Genomic DNA, 22600 nt, shown 5'->3' on the forward strand with positions numbered 1-22600 from the left:
TTCGCTGGCACGAGATTATGGTGTCTCCACCCGGTGTGCAACCTCGCCGACCGTGTCGGTCGCCCCGGCTACGGTGGGCGCATGCCGAACCTGCTCCACCTCGACTCGTCCGCCGACCTCACGACGAGCCGCTCCCGTGCGATCACCGCCGCGTTCGCCGACGCCTGGCGCGACCTCGGCGCCGACCACGCGGTCACCCGGCGCGACCTGCACGTCGACCCGCTGCCTCACCTGAGCGACAGCTCGTTGCACTGGCCGCCGCGGCTCCGGCAGCCGGGCGACGCCCCCGATCCCGCCCACGAGGCCCTGCAGCAGGCCCTGATCGCCGAGCTCGTCGCCGCCGACGTCGTCCTGATCGGTGCGCCGCTCTACAACTACTCGCTGCCCTCGACGCTCAAGGCCTGGGTCGACAACGTCCACCTGCCCGGCGTCACCGCGCCCTTCGACGGCGACGACCAGCAGCCGATGCTCGGACGACCCGCGGTCGTGGTGACCAGCCGCGGCGGCGCCTACGACGACGGCACGCCCACGGCCGGCTGGGACCACGCCACCCCGGTCCTCGAGATCGTCCTGGGGGCCACGCTCGGCATGCGCGTCGAGACGATCGCCACGAACCTCACGCTCAGCGACCGGCTGCCCATGCCCGAGGCCGCCCGCGAGCGAGCGACGCGCGAACTGCGAGAGGCGAAGGAGGCGGCGGTCGCCTCGGCTCGTCGCCTCGGGTGACCGTGTCGTCGCGTCGACGAGGCGGCCGTCGGGCCGGGGCCGCACGCCGCGTGAAGTCGGTCGTCGCGCGCGTGTTCGGCATGCTGGCCGCTGCTCTCGCGATCGTCGGGCTCGTCCGGCTCCTGCAGGGGCAGGCCGGGTTCGGGGCGGCGTTCCTCTTCGCGGCGTTCGTCTCGGTCGTCGTCGCCTACGCGCTGGTCCGCAGCGTGAACGCGTCGCGCCGCTGAGCCCTCGAGGTCTGGGCGGGTCGACGTGCGGCGTGGCTAGGCTCGACGGCATGCAGAGCCGCACCCTCGGAACCCGTTCACCCTTCCTCGCCGACCGTCCCGTCTCGGTCATCGGTCTCGGCACCTGGCAGCTCGGTGCCGACTGGGGCGACGTCAGCGAGAGCGACGCGCTCGACGTGCTGGGCGCCTCCGTCGAGTCCGGGGTGACCTTCTTCGACACCGCCGACGTGTACGGCGACGGGCGCAGCGAGCAGATCATCGGGCGCTTCCGTGCGTCGAACCCCGACGTGCCCCTCACTGTCGCGACGAAGATGGGCCGTCGGCTCGACCAGGTGCCGTCGAACTACGTCCGCGACAACTTCGTGGCCTGGACCGACCGTTCGCGTCGCAACCTCGGCGTCGACACGCTCGACCTGGTGCAGCTGCACTGCCCGCCCACCCCCGTCTTCGAGAGCGATGCGGTCTACGACGCCCTCGACGAGCTGGTCGAGAACGGTGCGATCCGTGCCTACGGCGTCAGCGTCGAGGAGACCGCCCAGGCCCTCACCGCCATCGCCCGACCGAACCTCGCGACCGTGCAGATCATCTTCAACGCGTTCCGTCTCAAGCCCCTCGACGAGGTGCTGCCGACCGCACGACGGGCCGGCGTCGGCATCATCGCGCGCGTCCCCCTCGCCAGCGGACTGCTGTCGGGCAAGTACACGACCGAGACGACGTTCGCCGAGAACGACCACCGCACGTACAACCGCCACGGCGAGGCCTTCGACCAGGGCGAGACCTTCAGCGGTGTCGACTTCGAGCAGGGCGTCGCCGCCGCGCAGGAGTTCGCCGCGGCCGTGCCCGACGGCGTCACCGTGCCGCAGGCCGCCCTCGCGTGGATCGTCGAGCAGCCGGGCGTCAGCACGGTCATCCCCGGAGCGCGCAACGTCGCGCAGGCCACGGCGAACGCCGCGGCCGGCAGCGTCGGCGAGCTCGACGACGGGCTCGACAGCGAGGTCGTCCGCATCTACGACCAGTACTTCCGCGAGGCCGTCCACCCCCGCTGGTAGACCGGGTGCCGGCGGGCCGGCCCGGGGTCAGCGCCCGCGCGGTGCCGACACGAGTCGGCCCAGCAGTGCGACGCCCGACCCGATGAGCAGCCCGCCGACGACGTCGGACGTCCAGTGCGCCCCCACGTGGAGGCGCGACCACGAGACCGCACCGGCCAGCGGCAACAAGGCTGCCGCGGCTCCCGGCGACTCGATCGCGACGCCCGTCACGAAGCCGGCGGCACAGGCCGCGTGGCCGGACGGGAACGACGCGGACAGCGGCTGGCTGCGCAGACGTCGCTCGATCGGGACGTCGTCGATCAGGGGCCGGTTGCCGCCGAAGATGCGCTTGCCGACGATGTTCGCCATGGCGCTGGCGAAACCGAGCGACAGGGTGCCCCGCACCGCGGCACGACGCTGGCCGACGAGGGCGAGTCCTGCGGCGACCGCGGCCCACAAGAGTCCGTGGTCGGCGAAGTGGCTGAGGCGGCTGAGGTTGCGGTCGACGACCGGCACTCCTCGGACCGAGTTGATGCGTTTCGCGGCCCGTCGGTCGGCGCGCAGCACCCAGGCGGGCAGGACCTGACGGGGAGTCTCGGAAGGCAGTGGCAGCAGGGGCACGCGACCACCGTATCTTTCCCCGGGGGTGGTGCCGCGCCTCCTCGGTTACTGTCGTCGCTCCGCGCCGTCGACGTCACCCCCGACCGGGGTACAAGCTGGGCCGGCGCGCCCACTCCGCCGCGTACACCGGGGGCATGGCAGACAACATGTACACCCCGCAGAACCCCGTCACCCAGTACCCCCAGCCTCCGTTCGAGCACCAGCAGCAGAGCGCTCCCGGCGACGTCCACGCCATGAAGCCCGAGCCCGACCACGGCGAGACCAGCTACGTCGGCAGCGGTCGCCTCGCCGGCCGCAAGGCCCTCGTCACCGGTGCCGACAGCGGCATCGGCCGCGCGACGGCCATCGCCTTCGCCCGCGAGGGTGCCGACGTCGCGCTGAGCTACCTCGCCGAGGAGCAGTCCCAGGCCGAGGAGGTCGCCGCACTCGTCCGCGAGGCCGGTCGTACCGCCGTGCTGTTGCCCGGCGACCTGCAGGTCGAGCAGACCAACGTCGACGTCGTCGAGAAGACGGTCGCCGAGCTCGGTGGCCTCGACATCCTGGCGATCATCGCCGGCGTCATGCCGACCGTCAGCAGCATCGACGACTTCGAGACCGAGACGCTCGACCACGTCCTCAAGGCCAACATCTACCCGCTGTTCTGGTTGACCAAGGCCGCCTCGACGCACCTGAAGCCAGGGGCCTCGATCATCACGACCTCGTCGATCCAGGGCTTCCAGCCCTCGCCCGACCTCGCCGAGTACGCCGTGTCGAAGGCCGGCATCGCGAACTGGACCCGCGCCATGGCCCAGCAGCTGGCCGAACGCGGCATCCGCGTCAACGGCGTCGCGCCCGGCCCCGTCTGGACGCCGCTGCAGCCCGCCTTCGTGCCGAACGAGAAGATCGAGAGCTTCGGCTCGGAGGCCGCCTACGGCCGCCCGGGCCAGGCCGTCGAGCTCGCCCCGTCGTTCGTCTTCCTGGCGAGCCAGGAGTCGAGCTACATCAGCGGCGAGACCATCGCCGTCACGGGTGGCACGCCGATCCACTGATCACCCTTCGCCCTCGAGGACGCCGCCCAGCGAACGAGCCCCGCGACGCCACGCGGTGCCCCATTCGCTGGGCGGCGTCCTCGCGCGCGAGGCGGACGAGGTGGGCGACGTGACCCGCCCCGGTCCTACTGGTGGGCGGGGGTCTACCCGGTCCGTACCGGCGGGCGTGGGTCTACCCGGCCCGCACCTGCGGGCTTAGGTCCGACAGGCCCGCATCGCCTGGCCCGGGCCGGGCCCGGCTCAGGGGTGTCGCACGCCCTCGCCCGCGATCACGGCCCGGTACCCCTCGCGGAAGGTCGGGTATTCGAAGGTGAACCCCGTACCGCGCAGTCGTGCGTTCGACAACCGCTTGTCGCCGCCCGCCTGACGACCCCGAGGAGGCGCGCTCGGCGGCACGGGCGACCCCAGTTCGTCGGCCACGAACGCCAGCACGTCGTCGAGCCTCGACGGCTCGTCGTCGACCCCCACGTACAGGACGTCGGTCGGCGCCGAGGTGGTGGTGAGGTGCACGATCGCGGCCGCCGCGTCGTCACGGTGGATGCGGTTCGTGTGGGGGGAGCTGCCGGCCGGCTCGGCCAGTCGCGCGTCACCGTCGCGCACCTGGGTGATGAGCCGCTCCCGGCCCGGGCCGTAGATGCCGCCGAGGCGCAGGACGATGCCGTCGGGACGACGCGCGTGCAGCAGGGCCTCGGCCTCGAGGATGACCTCGGCCGTGGGGGAGGCGCCGGTCGCCGGCGTGGTCTCGTCGACGACGCTGCCGTCGTCGACGTCGTACACGGCGGTCGACGAGACGAACAGCACCTGGGCGTCGACCGCCCCGGCCTCGTCGAGTGCGTCGAGGACGTTCCTCAGGCCGTCGACGTAGGACGCCCGGTAGGTGTCGACGTCGCGGGACCCGGCCGAGAGGGCGACGACGACGATCTCGGTGTCGGCGGGCAGCGTAGGCCGGGTGGCGCCGAGGTCGATCGACACGCCGTCGATCGACGCGGGCAGCTTCTCGGCCGAGCGACGAAGCCCGAGGACGTGGTGCCCCAGGGCGGCGAAGCGCAGGGCCGCCTCGGTGCCGAGGTCGCCGCAGCCGGCGAGGACGACGGTCATCGGCTCGCCTCGTCACGCGAGGGCGTCGACTCGGACGCGAAGCGGTCGGTCGCCGTGATGAGCGCGTCGAGGATGCCCGGCTCGTCGTAGGCGTGGCCGGCGTCGTCGACCAGGACGAACTCGGCGTCGGGCAGGGCGGCGTGCAGGTCGAAAGCCGTCGTCGCCGGTGTGCACAGGTCGTAGCGGCCCTGCACGATGACCGTCGGGATGTGCGAGACGAGGTGTGCGTCGCGGATCAGCTGGCCCTCGTCGAGGAAGCCGCGATGGACGAAGTAGTGGTTCTCGATGCGGGCGAAGGCCAGCGCGAACGCCGGGTCGGAGTACCGCTCGACCAGGTCGGGGCGGGGCAGCAGGGTGATCGCCGAGGCCTCCCACGACGACCAGGCCACGGCGGCGGGCCCGTGGACGGCAGGGTCGGGATCGGCGAGGAGTCGCGCATAGGCCTCGATCAGCCCGCCGGGGCGCCGCTCGTCGGGGGGCACCGGGGCGAGGTAACCCTGCCACCGGTCGGGCAGGACGTTCGACGCCGGGCCCTCGTAGAACCAGTCGAGCTCGCTCTGGCGCAGGGTGAAGATGCCGCGCAGCACGAGCTCGGTGACGCAGTCGGGGTGGGTCTCGGCGTAGGCGAGCGCGAGGGTCGAGCCCCACGAGCCGCCGAACACCTGCCAGCGGTCGATGCCCAGGTGCTCGCGCAGGGTCTCGAGGTCGGCCACGAGGTGGCGGGTCGTGTTCGTCGAGAGGTCGGTGCCGAACGTGCCGGCGTGGGGCGTGCTGCGACCCGCCCCGCGTTGGTCGAGCAGCACGATGCGGTACCGGTCGGGGTCGAACAGGCGGCGGTGCGCGGATGACGACCCACTGCCGGGCCCGCCGTGCAGGAAGACCACCGGCTTGCCGTCGGGGTCGCCGCATTCTTCCCACCAGACCTGCTGGCCGTCGCCGACGTCGAGCAGGCCGGAGTCGTGGGGTTCGATCTCGGGGTAGAGCTGGCGCATGCGGACGAGCGTAGCCGGGGGAGCCGACACCGGCAGGGGAGGCGCGGCGCCTGGGGGCGACGACCCGCGCCTCCTCGTCCGGGGAGGAACCGTCGCCGACGGACGGTCGCGGACGGGCTCAGAGGCGGGCGACGGTCAGGTCGTCCTCGACGCCGTCGAACCATCGATCGAGCACGGCCCGGAACTCGGGTTCGGCCGGGTCGGCCCGCGCGAACAGGGTCATCGACGAGCGCAGCTTGAGGGCGTCGATCCCGCCCATCAGCTCGCCGGCGCTCGCGGCGTCCGCCCGGGCCGCGACGCCCGCCGCCTCGCGCAGGCGCGGGCCGAGCAGGGGATGGGCGAGGTAGGCCCGCGCCTCGTCGAGCGATCGGATCGCGTAGGTGCGGTCCATGCCGCTGCGGCCGAGGCCGGCGATCTGCGGGAAGACGAACCACATCCAGTGCGAGGTCTTCCGCCCGCGGCGCAGCTCGGCCAGGGCCTGGTCGTGGGTGCCGCCGGCGTCCTGCGCGTCGACGTACCGTCCGAGGTCGAAGGGATCGCTCATCGCCCCGTTCTACGCGCCGCGGGTCGAGCCGTCTCCCCCCTGGCGCGGAGGCCGAGGACGGCGCTACCCTGGTCGGCTGCCCTGCCGGGCGGCGGACCACGTCCCCGCCTCGACCCCGGAGCCCCCGTGACCGACATCGTGATCGACGAGATCGTCGTGCCCGACACCCTCGAGCCCCGTTCCGACGCCGGAGCCGACGCCGATGCCGGCCACGACGCCGATGCCAACCGCGCCGACCGCGCTGACCACGCCGCACGCGTCGCCGCCTACGTCGAGGCCATCGGCCTCGAGAACGCCGTCCAGGCCGAGGTGCTCGGCTTCGGCGACCTCGACTTCGGCCCGGCCGAACAGCTGCCGCAGTGGCACGACCGGTTCACGCCGCGGCGGCTGTTCGTGGTGCGGTCCGGTGGTCGCATCGTCGGCCAGGCCACCTACGAGACGCTCGCCGACCCGACCGTCACGACCTGCTGGCTCTGGGTCGCCGTCGCCCCCGAGCACCGCCGCCGGGGGCTCGGCACGGCCCTGCTCGACCACGTCGAGGCCGTCGCCCGCGCGGCGGGCAGGACCGACGCGATCTCCTTCGTCGCGTCCGGCCAGGGCTCGCGCCCCGCCCCGGGCGACCGCCTCGAGGCCTCGACCGGTCACGGATGGGTGCCCCGCGCCTCCTCGGAGGTCCGGTTCGCGCTCTCGCGCGGCTATGCGCTCGGCCAGGTCGAGCGCATCAGCCGCCTGCCCCTGCCGGTCGACGAGGAGGCGCTGGCCGCGATCCGCTCCGAGGCGCTCGCCGCGGCGGGGGACGAGTACCGCGTCCACACCTGGTCCGGCCCCACGCCTCCGCGCTGGCGGTCCGACGTCGCGGCGATGGCGACCGCGTTGAGCACCGACGCACCGATGGGTGACGTGCCGGAGCCCGAGGACGTCTGGACCGTCGACCGCCTGGTCGAGGCCGAGCAGCGACGCGCCGCGAGCGGGCGGGCCTCGCTGACCGCGGCGGCCGAGCACGTGCCGACCGGCCGACTCGTCGCGTGCTCCGACCTCGCGGTTCCCGACGACGCGTCGCGGCCCGCGATGCAGCAGATGACCCTCGTGCGGCGTGAGCACCGCGGGCACCGGCTGGGCTGGCTCGTCAAGGTCGCCAACCTCGACCGACTGATCGCGGAGAAGCCGGGACGCCCGTCCGTGCTGACCTTCAACGCCGAGGAGAACCGGCCCATGCTCGCGGTCAACGAGGCCGTCGGGTTCGTGCCGATCGGCGTCGAGGGGGTGTGGCACCGGCTGCTGTGAGGCGGGAGGCGGGCCTGCCGGTCGGTCGGGCCCGGAGACGGGTCAGGCGACGAAGTCGGCGCTGACCTCGGCGGTGACCTCGATGTCGTCCGGGTGCAGGTCGAACGCCACGGGGCCGCCCGACGAGAACGTCGCGACGGCACGGGCCAGGCCGAACGGGCTGCCTCCACCGGGAGCGCCGGGCCGCAACCCCGGCTCGAAGACCGACTGCAGCGTCGGCCGACCGAGCCCGAGCGCCTCGGCGTAGTCGCCGGCCCGGGTGACCGCGTCGGCGATCGCGGCGACCCGCACGGCCTTCTCGACCTCGGGCCGGCGGTCGTGGCTGAGCGACCACTCGATCCACTCGACGGTGACGCCCGGTTCGACGGCGACGTCGCCCACCCACGACGCCAACGCGTCGAAGTCGCTGAACCGCACGTCGACGGCGGCCCGGGTGCGGAACCGCACCACCGAGGAGGCGCGGGTCGCGTCGGCCCCGTCGCCCCGGTCGGTCGTCGCCTCGGTCTCGACCGCGACCGTGACGCTCTGTGCGCTCCACCAGGTGGCGGCCTCCTGGCGGCGCCAGGCAGTGGCCTGTTCGGTGAGGCGGGAGTGCACCGCGGCGGTGTCGCGGACGACCTCCTCGCGGTCGTCGCCGTCGAAGCCCACGGCGAGGTGGACGACGCCGCGCTCGGCACGGTGGCGGTGGGTGGCGGAACCGGACACCGAGAGCGTCGCCATCGCGCGCCTCCTTCGTTCGTCGGGTGGTGCGGGGCCGGGTGGGGCCCGGTGGTCAGTCGGCGGAGGCGGCCTCGCCGGCCACCACGGAGGCACCGCCGTCGACCACCGGCGCGGCGGTGACGCGACCGATGAACGCGTTGAGGTCGTCGAGTTCTTCTTGCGAGATGCCGTGGGCCAGCCCGGGGTAGACGGTCTGCTCGGCGTCGGCGTGCGTCTCGAGCCAGGCGGACGTGCGCTCGACGGCGTCGGCGGGGATGACCTGGTCGACGTCGCCGCGACCGTAGAAGACGGCGGGGCGGGCGGCCGTGACGGCGTCGTCGCGTGCGGCCGCGCGCTCGAGCGTGGCGTCGTCGCCCGCGGCGGGGACCACGAACCCGGCGAGCACGGCCGCGAACGCGAACCGCTCGGGCGCGTGACGGAGCAGCTGCAGCGAGAGCGACCCGCCCTGCGAGAACCCGAGCAGGCTGACGGACGGATGGTGCGCCCCGAGCGAGTCGAGCCAGGCGAGCACGGCCTCGGCCGCGTCGTCGACGGCGCCCGGATCGGGTGCGCCGGGAGTCGACAGCGGGTACCACGAGAAGCCGTCGCCGTGGGGCAGTGGTGCCCGCAGCGACGCGACCACGAACTGCTGCGGCAGGTAGGGGGCGAGCGCGATCAGGTCGCCCTCGTGCGAGCCCACGCCGTGCAGCAACACGAGGAGGGGACGCCCGTCACGCTCGGCCTCGACGGCGGACCACTGGACGAGGGACGGGTCGATCTGCACCATGGGCCGAGCCTAGCGACGGGTGCCGACATCGGGGCCGGTGCTGTTCGCCCGTAGCGTCACGTCACGCGATCGGGCCCCCGAGCCGGTAAGAATGGCCCATGAGCTCCGTGCGGACACCCGACCCCGACCCCAATCCCGGCTGGCTCTCGGAGGACGAGCTCTTCCAGGCGCGTCAGCACCTGCCGATCCTCTACGTCGAGGCCGTGCCCGTGCGGACCGACGGCCTGGGGGTCGTGACCGAGGTCGGGGTGCTGCTCCGCGCCTCCGACGAGGGGTCGATCTCGCGCATGCTCGTGTCGGGCCGGGTGATGTACGGCGAGAGCCTGCGCACCGCGCTGTTCCGCCACCTCGAGAAAGACCTCGGGCCGATGGCCTTCCCCCAGCTGCCGCCGTCTCCGGTGCCGTTCCAGGTCGCCGAGTACTTCCCGCTGCCCGGTTCGTCGGTCTACACCGACCCGCGTCAGCACGCGGTGTCGCTCGCGTACGTGGTGCCCGTCACGGGCACGTGCGACCCGCGGCAGGACGCCCTCGAGCTCACCTGGCTGACGCCGCACCAGGCCGCCTCCGACGAGGTCGCCGCCGAGATGGAGGGCGGGCGCGGCACCCTGCTGCGCAGCGCCCTCGCCTCCGTCGGCGCCCTGCACTAGCGCCGCTCGCAACACCCCCGATGCGGCGTGACACCCTCGGATCTCGGGGTGTCTCGCCGGTTCGGGGGTGTCGCCTGGCGCCTCTCCACAGGCGAGGAGGCGCGGGCCGCGTCCCGGGCGGCGCTCGGCCACGCTGGACCGATGCGCGACACGTCAGGCCTGCTCATCCGTCGTTCCCGGCTCGTCGACGACGGCGTGGATGCCTCGTCCATCGAGCGGGACGCGCGACGTGGCCTCGCGGTGAGGCTCGCCGCCGGCGTGTACGTCCGGACGGACGACTGGCGGTCGCTCGGCCCGGCGTCGCAGCACACCGCCCGCGTGCACGCGGTGCTGCCCCGGCTCGGACCTGACGCCGTCGTCTCCCACGAGTCCGCCCTCGCCATTCGGGGGTTTCCGCTGCTGGGCGAGTGGCCTCGACGGGTGCACGTCGTGGCACGTCAGCGCGCTCGCGACAAGGTGACCGGGTCCGTCCACCAGCACGCGGCGCCCCTCGGCGACGGCGAGATCGACACGGTCGACGGGCTGCCCGTGGTGGGTGCCGCCCGAGCGGCCGTCGACAGCGTGCGCCGGCGCGACCTGCGCGGGGCGACCGTCGTGCTCGACCACGGGCTGCACGCGGGCGCGTACGACCGGTCCGCGCTCGAGGCCGCCCTGGCCGCACGGCCCGGGGTGCCCGGGCGTCGACGGGCGGCGGTCGCCGTCGCGTTCGCCGACGAGCGGTCCGAGTCGCCGGGTGAGTCGCTGAGCCGGGCGGGCATGAGGGCTGCGGGGCTCACGGGGCCCGAGTTGCAGGCCCGGTTCCCGGTGACGGGCCCCCTCATCGGCTTCGTGGACTTCTGGTGGCCGCAGTTCGGTATCATCGGCGAGTTCGACGGCGAGGTGAAGTACCGCGACGAACGGATGCGGGCCGGGCGCAGCCCCGAGCAGGTCGTGATCGACGAGAAGCGGCGCGAGGACGATCTGCGAGCGCTGCCCGGCGTGCGCACGGTCGTCCGATGGACCTGGGGCGACGCCCTGCGCGCCGAGCCCATGGTGCGGGCCCTCGCGCGCGCCGGGGTGCGCTGAGGGGGCTGGCAGCGCAACACCCCCGAACCGGCGTGACACCCTCGGATCAGAGGGTGTCACGCCGGTTCGGGGGTGTGGCAGCGGGTCGGGTCAGCGACCGCCGCGCTGGCCGCCGCCGGTGCGGGCCTTGCCGCCGACGAGGCCGCCGACCTTGAGCGAGCCGGGACGGCCGCCCTCGGACGAGGCGCGGCGTCCGCCGCTGCGCTGGCCGCCGTCACGCTGGCCGCCCTCGCGCGAGCCGCCGAGCGATGCGGCGAACTCGGCCTGGTCGTTGCGGACGGCGTTGGTGCGGCTCTGGCCGCCGTCGCTCTGGGTGCCGCTGCTCTGGGCGCGGCGACCGGTCTGGCGGGTGCCACGGGTCTCGTCGCGAGCACCGTCGCGCGTGCCACGGGCGTCGTCGCGGACGGGCGTGGACGAACCGCGGCCCGACTCGGTCGAGTAGAAGGTCGAGGCGCCACCGCGGGGAGCGGCGTCGCGGCGGGCGCCGTCGCGGCCACCCTGGCGGCCGCCGTCACGCGAGCCACCCGAACGACCGGCACCGGCACCGGCGCGACCGGCGTCGGAACCGCGACCCGCGCCTCCTTGGCTGGGGCGACCCGAACGGTCCTGGCGGGCGATGGGGTTGCCCTGCGAGTCCTGACGGGCGGCGCGCTTGCGCTGGGCGTTCGCGCCCTGCGAGCGTCCGCCGCCACCCTGCTGCTGCTGGACGGCAGCCTTGGGCGAGGGCTTGACGTAGGCGGCGACCTGGCCGACGAGGGCGTCGACCTCGGGCGAGTTCGGCGTCACGGCGGTGATGGTCGGGCGGATGTCCGCCTTCTTCATCAGCTGGGCGACGTCGCGCTTCTGGCTGGGGATGACGAGGGTGACGACGTCGCCCTCGGCTCCGGCGCGGGCGGTGCGGCCCGAGCGGTGCAGGTACGCCTTGTGCTCGGTCGGCGGGTCGACGTGGATGACCAGCTCGATGTCGTCGACGTGCACGCCACGGGCGGCGACGTCGGTGGCGACGAGCACGCGGGCCGAACCGTCCTGGAAGGCGGCGAGGTTGCGGTCGCGCTGCGGCTGCGACAGGTTGCCGTGCAGGTCGACCGAGGGGATGCCCGACTCGGTGAGCTTCTTGGCGAGCTTCTTCGCGTGGTGCTTGGTGCGCATGAAGAGGATGCGACGGCCCTGGCCGCTCGCGAGCTTCTGGATGAGCGCGTTCTTGCTGTCGACGTCGGGCGTCTCGAAGACGTGGTGGGTCATCTTGGCGACGGGCGAGTTGGCCTCGTCGACCGAGTGCAGCACCTCGTTGTGGAGGAACTGCTTGACCAGCTTGTCCACGCCGTTGTCGAGGGTGGCGCTGAAGAGGAGGCGCTGGCCGTCGTTCGGGGTGGCCTTCAGGATGCGCGTGACGCCGGGCAGGAAGCCCAGGTCGGCCATGTGGTCGGCCTCGTCGAGCACGGTGATCTCGATCGCGTCGAGCTTGACGAAGCCCTGCTTCATGAGGTCTTCGAGGCGGCCGGGGCAGGCGATGATGATGTCGACGCCGGCCTTGAGGGCCTGCACCTGACGGTTCTGCGAGACGCCGCCGAAGATCGTGGTGGTGCGCATGCCGTAGGCCTCGGCGAGCGGGGCGAGGACGGCGTCGATCTGCGTGGCGAGCTCGCGGGTGGGGGCGAGGACGAGGCCGAGGGGGCGTCCGGCGCGGCGGTTGCCGCCGGCCAGCTTGCCGCCGAGGCGTGCGGCCATGGGGATGGAGAAGGCGAGGGTCTTGCCCGAGCCGGTCTTGCCGCGGCCGAGGACGTCGCGACCGCCGAGGGTGTCGGGCAGGGTGTCGACCTGGATCGGGAACGCGGTGGTCTTGCCCTCCGCGGCGAGGGACTTCACGATCGGGGCGGGCACGCCCAGCGAGCTGAAGGTGACGGCGTCGGCCGTCTCGTCGACGCTCGTGGCGCCGGTGGTGTTCTCGGTGTCGAGGGTGTTCGTTGACATGTGGTGCACCTTTCGGGGCATCGGTGTCGAGCCGGGCCGAGGCTGCCTGGCCGCCTGCTGGTGAGGAGGCACGTCGGGGACGTGCTCGCACGAGGGCGGGGCAGTGCCGGGAGGACGGCTGTCGTAGCCGGGCTCGAGGTGTGGCGACGGTGCAGGTGTGCACGATCGTTTCGCCGCAGAGTGAGCTTCGCGCGCCTGCTGGTCTGCCTGGGTGTGTGCCAGGACGGAGAGGCGGTGAGGGGCGTGCTACGACGCAGGGAGCCGATCGGGCCGGCTCGCAAGTGAACCCAGCCTAGCGGCTGGCGCCGGAAAACGCGACGGGTGTGGTGTGCACGGCCGTGCGGGGCGCCGCGTGGCGGCGCCGGGGACGAGCCGAGGAGGCGCGGGTCGGCCCCTCGGGACGCCTCGCCCCCACCGCGCCTCCTGACCTCCGACGACCGTCCGCTACGAGAACAGGCGCCGGATGGCCTTGCCCAGCGCCGTGCGTCGGCGGTGCCAGCCGTGGGCTTCGAGGGTGCGCTTGACCGGGCCGACGACCTTCGCCGAGTTGAACGTGTACGAGCCGCTGACCGAGCCGCGCTGCCGCTCGACGCCGATCTCGGACCTCTTGTACTCGGAGGTCTCGGGGATCAGCGTGATGCGCAGCCGGTACGACTGCTCCCGGCTGCCGAACGGCCCCGACGCCTTGTCGTAGACCCAGGTGAAGACGATGCGTCCGCCCTCGATGCTCGTGGTGAAGGGGTGCTCGGGTCGCGAGCCGAGGTCGAGCAGCGCCTGCGTCACGACCTCTGGGCTCGACGGGCTCGAGGGGCTCGACGGGGTGGTGGGCGGCGTCGTCGGGGTCATGATCCGACGCTAGTCGACGTGTGCGCGAGGATCGACCTGTCGTTCTACCGACCGGACGACGTGGTTGGCTACACGTCGGGGGCGCGAAGGCCGCGGCTCCGGGGGCACGCACCGCGGTCCCCTCCTCGTCCGGGAAGGCCTGCCCCCATGCGCACATCGACAGTCGTCTCGAGCGTGATCACCGCCTCCGTCCTGGCGACGGCCCTGGCCGGCTGCACCGCTTCGGCCTCGATCGACCGGACCGTGTCGTCCAGCGCCTTCGCCACCACGGTCGCCGACGCCCTCGAGAAGGAGGTCGGCATGCGCCCCGACGTCGACTGCGGCGACGACGCGGTCTCCGTCGTCGACCAGGCGGAGGTGCACTGCGACGTCAGGACCCCGGGCTCCGAGGTCGTCTACGACTCGGTCTCGGTGATCAGCACGGACGGCGGTGACGACTACGGCGTCGCGGTGGAGGTCGACTCCGAGCCGAAGGGCTAGGCGCGCGTCCCCCCGCGGGGTTCGAGCGGTGCGCGCGTCCGCCCGCGGGCCCCGATCAGTGCGCGCGCCCGTACCGTTCGCCGACGGGGATCTCGACCGCGACCGTGTTGCCGGGCTGGGCGAGCGGGCAGGCCCAGGCGGGGTCGTAGGCGCAGCTGGGGTTGTACGCGAAGTTGAAGTCGAGCACGATCGTGCCGGGTTCGCCGCCGGCGCCGAGGTCGGCACCCTTGACCGAGTCGATCAGGTAGCGCCCGCCGCCGTAGGTGCCGCCGGGCCCGCCCGCCAGCGCGTCCTTGACGGGGATGAACAGGCCGCCGGCGTACTGCGCCAGCTTCCACACGTCGAGGCTGCCGACGCCGGGCACGTCGGCCACGCCGACGAGGTCGAAGAGCACGTCGCCGTCGGTGCCGGTCTCGACCACCATGCGTCGCGGTTCGGCCGGCTCGACCGACACCTCGAAGCGCCAGGCCGGGTCGTACGGCTTCGTCGGCAGGCCGGTGAAGTCGGGGCGGTCCTCGGGCAGCAGCGGGGTCGAGGGGTGCGTCGAGAACAGCTCGTCGCGGGTGCGTCGCCACAGGTCGTGCGCCGCCGCCAGGTCGGTCGCCTCGCGCACGTCGCGGTAGAGCCCGTGGATCGTCCGCCGCCACGAGGCGATGTCGAGCGCTCCCTGGGCGGGCGTCGGGGAGGTGCTGTCGTCGGCGTCGGCGGTGGTCTCGGCAGAGGCGTCGACGCCGGCGTCGGCGGAGGTCTCACCGGTGGACGAGGAGGCGCGGGTCGGGTCGGTCACCTCTGCCACCGTACGCAGGCGGTCGCCCCGGTGCCCGTGGCTCGCTCACAGGCAGGTCGCCCGTCCACAGCTCGCCGTCCCGGCCGCGGCGGACGGTGCTCCCTGGCTACGCTCGCCCCATGACGACCGACACCACGACTCCCGACCCCACCGTCACCTCGGCCGACCTGGCGCGGTTGCACCGCGCGATCGTGGTCGCGCAGCAGGCTCGCGACCACGGCAACCATCCCTTCGGTTCCCTGGTGCTCACGGCCGACGGAGACGTGGTCGAGGCCGAGAACACGGTCGTCACCGAGGGCGACCCGACGGGCCACGCCGAGACGAACCTCGTCCGGCTCGTCGCGCAGCGCTTCGACAAGCCGACGCTCAAGGCCGCGACCCTCTACACGAGCACCGAACCGTGCGCGATGTGTGCCGGAGCGATCCACTGGGCCGGCATCGGCCGGGTCGTCTACGCGCTCGCCGAACAGCAGCTGCTCGGCATGGTCACCGAGCAGGAGGGCGAGGCGACGCTCGACCTGCCCTGCCGCGAGGTCTTCGCGCGTGGAGGAGGCGCGGTGTCGGTCTCGGGACCGGCCCTCCTCGACGAGGCCTCGGCCGTGCACGCCGGCTTCTGGGGCTGACGCGGAGCGGTCGACCTGCGACGGCCGACCTGCCACGGCTGAGTGCTGCTGCGGACCGCGGAGCGGGTCAGACGTGCTTCGGGTGGGTCGACGCCCCGCGCCAGGTCGGGGCGAGGGCCTTCATCCGCAGGGCGCGCCACTGCCAGGTCGCCCAGAGCCCGGGCCAGAGCACGAGGCCCAACGGCCCGGCGTGGAACTCGAGCCGGTCGCGCAGCAGCGTGTGGCCCGGACCGTCCGGCACGACGGCCATCCGGTGGTTGATGCGCATCCGGGCGAACTGGCCGCTCGTGCCCCGTCCGGTGTCGCGCTGGATCCACGCACCGTCGCGTTCGTGCCAGTCGAGGTCGACGTGCGTGCTGCCGAGCGGCAGGACGCCGAGGATGCTCGCCGACACCGGGTGCGCCTCCTCGGTCCAGCGGTCGGGGAAGCCCGACGGCGACTCGGACCGGTAGACCACCAGCGGCTTCGTCACGGCGACCATGACCCGAGGGTCGCGCAGGGCGTCGGTCGCGACATCGACGGGGCAGGCGAGGCGGAGCTTGAGCTGCACGTGCATGCCCCGATCCAACTCCCGCCGCCTGATCGCACGTCACGTCGCGTCACGCACGGGCGGCGTCCGAGTGCGGCTGCCTACGCTGGTCGGATGAGTCCGCACGGCCAGCAGAAGTACCAGGTGAGGTTCGACCACGGCGTGGCCGGAGCCGCCCGCATCGCCCCGGGCGCGCACGTCCTCGTCGTGGTCGACGTGCTCGACGGGCACGGCACGCTGACGCGGGACGAGACCGTGCGCGTCGTCGCCGGTCTGCCCGAAGTCGCGAGCGGGGCCGACGTCCTGGTCGTCACCGGCGCCGGGGCGGCACCCGAGGTGGCCCGGCACGTGGTCGAGCGTCAGGCCCGACGAGGCGACCGTGCCCTCGTGGCGATCGTCGCCGCGGGGGCGGTCGACGCGGACGGGTTCCGGCCCGCCGTCGAGGACCAGCTCGCCGCCGGAGCGGTGGTCGACGCGCTCGCCGCGGTCGGCATCGACTTCTCGTCCCCCGAGGCCGCCGTCGCCTGCGCCGCCTCCGGGGCGCTCGCCCGGGCCTCGTCGCACCTGCTGACGGCCTCGGCCTCGGCGGCCGAGCTGGTCGCCACCGACCGGGGCGACGTGGTCGACGCGGCCCGCGCCTCCTCGTCCTCCGCTGCCCTCGCCGTCGTGGCCCCGTCGGGCTCCCGAGGGGAATTCACCCCCTCGGCGTAGCGTTGCGGCCAGAGCGACCCGAACGTCGCCCCGACCGCAGGAGGAACCATGAAGGCAGTGCTCACCGACGGAACCGTCGTCGCCGAGGCCCCGAGGGACGAGCTGATCTCGATCGAGGGCAACTGGTACTTCCCGCCCGCGAGCGTGAACTCCGACCTGCTGACCGAGAGCCCCACCCAGTACCACTGCCCGTGGAAGGGCGACACGCAGTACTTCAGCGTCACGTCGGGCGACGACCTGCTGCAGGACCGTGCCTGGAGCTACCCGACCCCGATCCCGACCTCGTTCGATCGCGTCGGCAAGGACTACTCGGGCTACGTCGCCTTCTGGAAGGACGTCTCGGTCGTCGACTGACCGACCGTCGCCCGTCGCCCGTCGACCCCGCACCTGTTACGCCGCCACGAAGTAAACAGCCCGCCACGCGATTACTTGGCGGGTTGTTTACTTCGTGGCGGGGAGAGCGTGGCGGGGAGAGCGTGCGGGGTGCCGGGTGGCACGCCGGGCTGGGTGCCTGCGCGGAGGCTGAGCGGGTCAGCCGGCTCGGGCGGTGGCCGAGCGGGCCGGACAGGGTGGCCGAGCGGAGCGGCCGAACATCGTGCGCGACTCCGACCTCGGCCGGGGGAGGCTCAGCCCCTCGCGGCCCGGGCCCGGTGCGCCCGCACCTTGGCCCGGTTGCCGCACCGCTGCATCGAGCACCAGCGGCGGCTGCCCGCGCGCGACTCGTCGAAGAAGACGAGTCCGCACGCCTCGTTCGTGCACCGACGGAGGCGCGAGTCCGGTCCGCCGACGAAGCCGACGGCCGTGAAGAGGGTCACCGCGTCGCGCGCGACCGACGCCATCGCCTGCCCGAGCCGCAGGCGCCCGGCCCCGGCCTGGCGTCGTCCGCCCTCGAGCGACGGCGGGACGTCGGGCAGGGCCGCGAACAGGTTGAGGGTGTCGACGTCGTCGGGGTCGGTCGAGGTGCCGTCGGCCGCGGCGACCGCGAGCCGGGCGACCGCGTCGCGCAGGCCCCGGGCGTCGGCGAGCTCGCGGTCGCCGGCCGAGCCCGCGATGCCGTCGAAGCGCTCGCCGATCCAGTCGTCGAGGTCGGCGGGCAGCAGGAGGCCGTCCCAGGGGGTCGACCCGTCGGCGGGCAGGTCGAGGCCCGACTCCGGGCCGAAGCGCGACCCGGCACGGAACCCGCCGAGGTACGCGAAGTCGAGGCTGAGCGCGCCCGAGTCGAAGAACCACCGGGTGTCGGTGTCGGATCTGAGCCACTGTCCGGTCTGCACCTGACCACCCTAACCGGTTACGCGCTTCCTGACGGCCCTCGTCCGGCGCGGACCGGGCCCGGGAGGCGCGGTGTCAGACCGCGCGCTTCGTCCAGGTGATGAGGTGGGCCGGGTCGTACCGCCGCGAGCACTTCCCGCAGGCGAGGGGTCGCGCCGGTTGGCGGTAGCGGAAGTGCTCGTGCCCCGCCGGACAGACCCCGACCCACGGGGCGAGCTCGCTGGCGATGGCTCCGTCGTGCAGGCGCGAGCCGACGTAGCCCAGGTCGGTGGCGACGGCCTTCCACCGGGGACCGTGACCGGCGCGGGAGCCGGCGAGGGCGTGGGCGACCTCGTGGAGCAGCACCTGGTGGATCTCGTCGTCGTCGTAGCGGCCGGCGAGGTGCCGCGAGACCGTGATGCGCTTGGTCGTGTAGTTGCACAGGCCCGCGCGCGTCTTGGCGTTGTCGAAGCCGAAGGTCCACACGGCGGGGTCGAGGTGCAGGTCGATGAGCGCGGCGGCCCAGCGCCGCACCCGGTCGAGGTCGGCCACGTCGAGGTCAGGAGGCGCGGATCAGCGCCGCGGGAACGGCCAGGTGGTGGGCTCGTCGTCGCGCGGGAGGCCGTCGACCACGCCCGTCACGCCGGTGCCGCCCGTGCGGGGGCGGTCAACGGTGCGGCCCTCGTCGGCGCCGCGACGCCCGGCGTCGCCCCGCCGCTCGGCGTCGAACTCGTCGGAGTCGCGGTCGCGGTGACCCGCGGCACGCTCGGCGAGGTGGCTGATCTTGCCCCAGAGCCCACCGTCGCGTGGTGCGGCCGGAGCCGTCGCGGCGACCTTCTCGGCGCGGGCGGCGGCGGCCTCGGCCACCGGCGACGCCGCGGCCTCGTCGGGCATGGACTCGGGGTCGAAGCTGATCGCGGCGGTGCGCGCGGCGTCCATGGGCTGGCGGGCGGGGACGGCCTCGGCCCCCGCGCCGTCGCCGGAGGCCGCGGTGCCCGCGGGCACCTCCGGAGCAGAAGCCGGGGCGGGAGCGGACGCCGGCGTCGACGTGGGCGCACCACCGTAGAGCGAGGCGATGCCGTCGAAGCGGGGCACCTGGGTCCGGCCCTGGGATCGGGCCGGGGCAGTGGCCGACGTCGGCGACGCGGTCAGGGGCTGGAGCGGCACCGGGTTCGTGTCACCCACGGCCGGGGCCTCGAGTCGTGGCTGGGGGCCGGTGTCGCTGAGGTAGGCGCGCATGACGCCCTCGATCGCGACACGGAGGCCGTTCGTCCGGTCGCGCGGGGCACCGGACGCCTCGTACGCCTCGAGCGCCTTGGCCAGGGTCTCGCGCGCTTCTTCGTTGCGGCCCAGGTCGTAGAGCGTGTAGCCCTCGAGCTCGGCGGCGGCGGCCTCGAGCTCGCGCCATTCTTCGGTGGCGGCCGTGATGCGGCTGGTGTGCAGGTCGTTCAGTGCACGGTCGAGCTTGCCCTGCTCGCGGAAGATGTGGGCCCGTCGGATGCGGGCCGCCGTCGAGTCGGCCCGGTCGCCGGTGAAGTGCGCCAGACGGAACGCCTCTTCGGCGATGGCCAGGGCTTCGTCGAGGCGGCCGAGCAGGCGCAGCAGGTCGGCGCGCTCGCCGAGGGCGGCGGTGCTGCGGCTCTGGCCCAGGGCGGCGAGGCGGGCCTCGGCGACGGGCACGTCGACGGCCGTGCGCAGGCTGACGGGGTCGAAGCCGCCGGCGCCTCCGGTCCCGCGCACGACGGGCGCGGCGAACCCCGGCGGCACGGTCTGGGGGCGGGCGCTGCCGGGTGCTGTCGTGTCGGGTCGGTCGTGCTGGCTCATCGAGTACGAGGGTAACCGCCCGGCCCCCGAACGGGCCGCGCGGCGCGCAGCGTGTGAGCGAGTGTCGGGGCCGGTGTGCGGAACCCGACCCGCGCCTCCTGGGGCCGGTGTGCGGAACTCGACCCGCGCCTCCTCGGGTCGAGCGCGGAACTCGGCCACCGCCTCCACCGGTGGCGCCCGCCGGGTCAGGGGGCCGGGGTGAGGGTGACGCTGACGATGCGGTCGTCGCCGGCGCTCGGCGTGCCGCGCCCGTCCGTGTTGTTCGTCACGAGCCAGAGGGTGCCGTCGGGACCGGGCAGGACGTCGCGGATGCGGCCGAGCGACCGGTCGCCGGCGAATAGTTCGGTCGGCACGGCCTCGGAGCCGGGCGCCACCTGGATCTCGAACAGCTTCTCGCCGCCGAGCCCGGCCAGGTAGAGCGTCGTGCCGACCGCCGTGAGGCCGCTCGGGCTGGCGTCGTCGGTCGACCACTGCAGCACCGGGTCCGCGAAGCCCGCGACGTCGCCGCGCCCCTCGACGTCCGGCCAGCCGTAGTTCGCCCCGGGCTCGAGGGCGTTGAGCTCGTCGTAGGTGTTCTGCCCGAACTCGGCCGCCCAGGCGGCGCCGGTGGCGTCCCAGGCGATGCCCTGCGGGTTGCGGTGGCCGAGCGAGTAGACGAGCGACCCGGGTTCGGGGTTGTCGTCGGGCACGCCGCCGATCGCGGTCGCGCGCAGCACCTTTCCGCCGAGCGAGCCGGGGTCCTGGGCGTTCGGCCGCTGGTTCGCGTCGCCGGTCGTCACGTACAGGGCCCCGTCCGGGCCGAACGCGATGCGGCCGCCGTCGTGGTTGCTCGCCCTGGGGATGCCCGTGATCACCGTCTCCTGCTCGCCCAGGCCGTACGAGCCGACCTCACCCGTGATCGGCGCGCGCACGACGCGGTTGTCGTCGGCGGTCGTGGCGTAGGCGTAGAGGTACGACGGCGAACCCGCGAGCACGGCCAGGCCGAGCAGCCCGCCCTCGCCCTCGTGCACGACCCCGCCGATCGTGCCGGCCTCGCGGGTGCTGCCGTCGGCGAGCAGTTCGAGCACGGTGCCGGTGTCGCGCAGGCTGACGAACGACGACCCGGTGTCGAGTCGCACGACCGACCAGGGGGCGGCCAGGTCCGTGGCGACGTCGATCGTCACGGCGTCGGCCGCGACGGTGACGGCGGTCGCGTCGGTGGTCGGCGCGACCGGGCCGGGTCCGGCCGCGGCCGTCGGGTCGGTCGGGGTCTCGGACGCCGGACGCGTGGCGGCCGGGCCGCCCGAACCCGATGCGTCGTCCCCCGTGGAGCAGCCGACGAGCAGGACGGCGGTGACCGCCGCCATCGTGCCGACGGCGAACCGGTGCCGTGTGGTGCGGGGTGTCGTGATCATGATCGCGCCTCCTGGGTCCCAGGCAAGCCGATGGGCGCGACGGCCGCATCGGTCGTCACCACACCGTGACCGCCTTCGCAGCCCGTGCCCAGCCGAGGGGCGAGCCCGTGCCCAGCCGACGGGCGACCCGGTGCCCTCCCGCCGGCAGGCGGCTACGCGCGGGGGCTCAGCTCGGCGCGCAGCGGCCAGTCCTGGCCCTCGAGGATCAACTGGGCGCCCGCTCCGGTGCGCACGTTGACCACGATCGGCGCGAGCAGGTTGACCGTCATGCCGGTCGACGCGGGCGTCGCGACGACGAGCAGCAGGGCGTCGGCGGCGTCCTGCAGGTCGAGGGTGGCGGACTGGTCGTCCGACACGACGGGCGAGTAGTCGGGCAGGTGCACCGACGCGTCGAGCACGAACAGTCGCACCTCGGACCCGCTCGCCCGCAGGGCGAAGAGCCCGTGGGCGCCGTCGATGCGCTCGAGCGAGAAGTCGGTGAGCGGCTCGAGACCGAACGGAGGCGCGACGAACGTCACGACGGAGCCCGCGACCTCGCGGGCGGCGTTCGCGCTCATCGGAGGAAGTCCATCAGCGTGGGCTGCAGCACCTTGGCGGTGACCGCGAGGGCCGCCTGGTACGAGTTGTTCTGCATCTGCAGGTCGAGCACGGCCTCGCCGAGATCGAGGTCCATGATGCCGGCGCGCTGCGCCTCCAGCGTGGTCTTGGTGTCCAAGAGGGTGTCCTCGGCTCTCAGGATCTGGGACTGTCGTGCCCCGATGTCGGACTGTACGCCGCGCACGGCCGTCAACCGGGCGTCGACCTCGGTGAGCCGCGTGCCGACGTTGACGCCGGCGCGCAGGTCGGTGGCGATGCGGTCGAGCATGCTGAAGACCGAGTCGGCGCCGGTGCCGAAGGCGGCGGCTCCGTCGGCGTCGACGCGCACGTCGGTCTCGACGCCGATCTGGCGGGTGACCGACGAGCCCGGGGTGCCGGTGTAGCTGAAGTCGGGGCGGAAGGCGACGCCCGCGTCCGACGTGCCGGCGAAGACGCTGCGGCCGTTGTACGAGGTGTTCGCCACGGCGAGCAGGTCGGCCTTGAGACCGTCGATCTCGGTCGCGATGGCGTCGAGGGCGGGTTGCGACAGCGCGCCGGTGTTGGCGCCCTGCACCGTGAGGTCGCGCACCTTCTTGAGCACGTCGTCGGTGGACGACAGCGCCGAGTCGGCCAGCGAGAGCCACCCGTTGCCGTCGCCGACGTTGCGGGAGAACTGCACGTTGGCCGCCTGCTCGGCCTTGACCCGCAGGGCGTCCGCCGTGCCGGCCGGATCGTCCGACGGCTTCGAGATGCGGTCGAGGCTCGCGGCCCGCTGCTGGGCCTGGTCGACCCGGTACGAGCTGGTCTGCAGGTTGCGCTGCGCGGTGAGCATCGCCATCTGGTTCGTGGTGCGGGTGATCATCGG

General features: G+C 73.8%; 27 protein-coding genes. 11 read left to right on the top strand and 16 right to left on the bottom strand.

The annotated features are described in order from the left end of the window. The first annotated feature begins 81 nt into the window (after positions 1–81). From QRN23_RS01880 to QRN23_RS01890, 3 genes are read left to right on the top strand one after another with little or no spacing between them, the layout of a single operon-like run. The gene (locus tag QRN23_RS01880) at positions 82–726 is read left to right on the top strand and encodes an FMN-dependent NADH-azoreductase (RefSeq protein ID WP_159827935.1); all 645 of its coding nucleotides are present in this window, start codon (positions 82–84) and stop codon (positions 724–726) included. A gap of 50 nt (positions 727–776) precedes the next feature. After that, positions 777–953 carry a hypothetical protein gene (locus QRN23_RS01885; protein ID WP_157485182.1) on the top strand — a complete coding sequence of 59 codons (177 nt, stop codon included), beginning with the start codon at positions 777–779 and terminating at the stop codon, positions 951–953. A 50-nt stretch (positions 954–1003) separates the two neighbouring features. Beyond that, entirely contained in the window at positions 1004–2002 is a 999-nt protein-coding gene (locus QRN23_RS01890; RefSeq protein ID WP_285062285.1) for an aldo/keto reductase, read from the top strand. A 27-nt stretch (positions 2003–2029) separates the two neighbouring features. Here QRN23_RS01890 and QRN23_RS01895 read toward each other — a convergent pair whose 3' ends face one another. Beyond that, positions 2030–2602 carry a phosphatase PAP2 family protein gene (locus QRN23_RS01895; protein ID WP_056043774.1) on the bottom strand — a complete coding sequence of 191 codons (573 nt, stop codon included), beginning with the start codon at positions 2600–2602 and terminating at the stop codon, positions 2030–2032. Positions 2603–2736: 134 nt separating this feature from the next. On the opposite strand from QRN23_RS01895, the gene QRN23_RS01900 reads away from it, so the two are divergent. Continuing rightward, the gene (locus QRN23_RS01900; RefSeq protein ID WP_123571344.1) at positions 2737–3630 is read left to right on the top strand and encodes an SDR family oxidoreductase; all 894 of its coding nucleotides are present in this window, start codon (positions 2737–2739) and stop codon (positions 3628–3630) included. Between the two features lie 240 nt (positions 3631–3870). On the opposite strand, the gene QRN23_RS01905 is transcribed toward QRN23_RS01900, so the two are convergent. The 3 genes from QRN23_RS01905 to QRN23_RS01915 all read right to left on the bottom strand — a co-directional run bounded on the left by QRN23_RS01905 (position 3871) and on the right by QRN23_RS01915 (position 6264). Continuing rightward, positions 3871–4728 carry an NAD-dependent epimerase/dehydratase family protein gene (locus tag QRN23_RS01905; protein WP_285062289.1) on the bottom strand — a complete coding sequence of 286 codons (858 nt, stop codon included), beginning with the start codon at positions 4726–4728 and terminating at the stop codon, positions 3871–3873. After that, positions 4725–5720 (bottom strand): prolyl aminopeptidase, encoded by a 996-nt coding sequence (pip, locus tag QRN23_RS01910; RefSeq protein ID WP_285062291.1) that lies wholly within the window; start codon positions 5718–5720, stop codon positions 4725–4727. Before pip ends, QRN23_RS01905 begins: the two co-directional genes overlap by 4 nt. 118 nt (positions 5721–5838) lie before the next feature. Beyond that, on the bottom strand, positions 5839–6264 hold the full coding sequence (locus QRN23_RS01915) for a DUF1810 domain-containing protein (protein ID WP_056043763.1): 426 nt from the start codon (positions 6262–6264) through the stop codon (positions 5839–5841). A gap of 126 nt (positions 6265–6390) precedes the next feature. On the opposite strand from QRN23_RS01915, the gene QRN23_RS01920 reads away from it, so the two are divergent. Further along, positions 6391–7548 carry a GNAT family N-acetyltransferase gene (locus tag QRN23_RS01920; protein WP_192123003.1) on the top strand — a complete coding sequence of 386 codons (1158 nt, stop codon included), beginning with the start codon at positions 6391–6393 and terminating at the stop codon, positions 7546–7548. A 42-nt stretch (positions 7549–7590) separates the two neighbouring features. Here QRN23_RS01920 and QRN23_RS01925 read toward each other — a convergent pair whose 3' ends face one another. Both QRN23_RS01925 and QRN23_RS01930 read right to left on the bottom strand, forming a co-directional pair. Next, positions 7591–8268 carry an SIMPL domain-containing protein gene (locus QRN23_RS01925; protein ID WP_123571340.1) on the bottom strand — a complete coding sequence of 226 codons (678 nt, stop codon included), beginning with the start codon at positions 8266–8268 and terminating at the stop codon, positions 7591–7593. A gap of 52 nt (positions 8269–8320) precedes the next feature. Further along, positions 8321–9034, bottom strand: coding sequence for an alpha/beta hydrolase (locus QRN23_RS01930; protein ID WP_082460069.1), 714 nt, complete (start codon positions 9032–9034; stop codon positions 8321–8323). A 98-nt stretch (positions 9035–9132) separates the two neighbouring features. Between QRN23_RS01930 and QRN23_RS01935 the strand changes: the two genes are divergently transcribed. Next, positions 9133–9681, top strand: a complete 549-nt coding sequence (locus tag QRN23_RS01935; RefSeq protein WP_056043756.1) for an NUDIX hydrolase family protein — start codon at positions 9133–9135, stop codon at positions 9679–9681. A gap of 141 nt (positions 9682–9822) precedes the next feature. Continuing rightward, the gene (locus tag QRN23_RS01940) at positions 9823–10746 is read left to right on the top strand and encodes a type IV toxin-antitoxin system AbiEi family antitoxin domain-containing protein (RefSeq protein ID WP_285062293.1); all 924 of its coding nucleotides are present in this window, start codon (positions 9823–9825) and stop codon (positions 10744–10746) included. A 90-nt stretch (positions 10747–10836) separates the two neighbouring features. Here the strand turns inward: QRN23_RS01940 and QRN23_RS01945 are convergent, their stop codons facing one another. Beyond that, positions 10837–12717 carry a DEAD/DEAH box helicase gene (locus QRN23_RS01945; RefSeq protein ID WP_267659254.1) on the bottom strand — a complete coding sequence of 627 codons (1881 nt, stop codon included), beginning with the start codon at positions 12715–12717 and terminating at the stop codon, positions 10837–10839. 444 nt (positions 12718–13161) lie between these two features. Beyond that, positions 13162–13563 (bottom strand): hypothetical protein, encoded by a 402-nt coding sequence (locus QRN23_RS01950; protein WP_285062296.1) that lies wholly within the window; start codon positions 13561–13563, stop codon positions 13162–13164. Between the two features lie 147 nt (positions 13564–13710). Here QRN23_RS01950 and QRN23_RS01955 point away from each other — a divergent pair, with 147 nt between their 5' ends. Further along, entirely contained in the window at positions 13711–14043 is a 333-nt protein-coding gene (locus tag QRN23_RS01955) for a hypothetical protein (protein WP_285062298.1), read from the top strand. Between the two features lie 55 nt (positions 14044–14098). Here QRN23_RS01955 and QRN23_RS01960 read toward each other — a convergent pair whose 3' ends face one another. Further along, positions 14099–14698, bottom strand: a complete 600-nt coding sequence (locus tag QRN23_RS01960) for a DUF1684 domain-containing protein (RefSeq protein ID WP_502874807.1) — start codon at positions 14696–14698, stop codon at positions 14099–14101. A gap of 251 nt (positions 14699–14949) precedes the next feature. Between QRN23_RS01960 and QRN23_RS01965 the strand changes: the two genes are divergently transcribed. Beyond that, the gene (locus tag QRN23_RS01965) at positions 14950–15453 is read left to right on the top strand and encodes a nucleoside deaminase (RefSeq protein ID WP_285062300.1); all 504 of its coding nucleotides are present in this window, start codon (positions 14950–14952) and stop codon (positions 15451–15453) included. Positions 15454–15520: 67 nt separating this feature from the next. Here QRN23_RS01965 and QRN23_RS01970 read toward each other — a convergent pair whose 3' ends face one another. Then, entirely contained in the window at positions 15521–16009 is a 489-nt protein-coding gene (locus tag QRN23_RS01970) for a hypothetical protein (RefSeq protein ID WP_173153562.1), read from the bottom strand. 87 nt (positions 16010–16096) lie between these two features. Between QRN23_RS01970 and QRN23_RS01975 the strand changes: the two genes are divergently transcribed. Continuing rightward, positions 16097–16693: a hypothetical protein gene (locus QRN23_RS01975; RefSeq protein ID WP_192122994.1), complete on the top strand. Its 597-nt coding sequence runs from the start codon at positions 16097–16099 to the stop codon at positions 16691–16693. A gap of 48 nt (positions 16694–16741) precedes the next feature. Then, positions 16742–17047: a DUF427 domain-containing protein gene (locus QRN23_RS01980; protein WP_056043735.1), complete on the top strand. Its 306-nt coding sequence runs from the start codon at positions 16742–16744 to the stop codon at positions 17045–17047. A gap of 272 nt (positions 17048–17319) precedes the next feature. On the opposite strand, the gene QRN23_RS01985 is transcribed toward QRN23_RS01980, so the two are convergent. The 6 genes from QRN23_RS01985 to flgL form a co-directional block, all read right to left on the bottom strand. Then, entirely contained in the window at positions 17320–17964 is a 645-nt protein-coding gene (locus QRN23_RS01985) for a CGNR zinc finger domain-containing protein (RefSeq protein WP_285062304.1), read from the bottom strand. 73 nt (positions 17965–18037) lie between these two features. Beyond that, positions 18038–18493 carry a SprT-like domain-containing protein gene (locus QRN23_RS01990; protein ID WP_123571329.1) on the bottom strand — a complete coding sequence of 152 codons (456 nt, stop codon included), beginning with the start codon at positions 18491–18493 and terminating at the stop codon, positions 18038–18040. A gap of 21 nt (positions 18494–18514) precedes the next feature. After that, positions 18515–19765: a hypothetical protein gene (locus QRN23_RS01995; RefSeq protein WP_285062307.1), complete on the bottom strand. Its 1251-nt coding sequence runs from the start codon at positions 19763–19765 to the stop codon at positions 18515–18517. A 185-nt stretch (positions 19766–19950) separates the two neighbouring features. Then, a complete protein-coding gene (locus QRN23_RS02000) occupies positions 19951–21159 on the bottom strand; it encodes a PQQ-dependent sugar dehydrogenase (RefSeq protein ID WP_285062308.1) in 1209 nt (402 codons plus the stop codon). 152 nt (positions 21160–21311) lie between these two features. Continuing rightward, on the bottom strand, positions 21312–21716 hold the full coding sequence (locus QRN23_RS02005) for a flagellar assembly protein FliW (protein WP_123571326.1): 405 nt from the start codon (positions 21714–21716) through the stop codon (positions 21312–21314). Beyond that, on the bottom strand, positions 21713–22597 hold the full coding sequence (gene flgL, locus QRN23_RS02010) for a flagellar hook-associated protein FlgL (RefSeq protein ID WP_285062310.1): 885 nt from the start codon (positions 22595–22597) through the stop codon (positions 21713–21715). The genes QRN23_RS02005 and flgL overlap by 4 nt, the downstream gene beginning before the upstream one ends. Between the last annotated feature and the right edge of the window lie 3 nt (positions 22598–22600).

This window comes from Frigoribacterium sp. ME-P-080 (assembly GCF_030209595.1).
GTDB lineage: Bacteria > Actinomycetota > Actinomycetes > Actinomycetales > Microbacteriaceae > Frigoribacterium.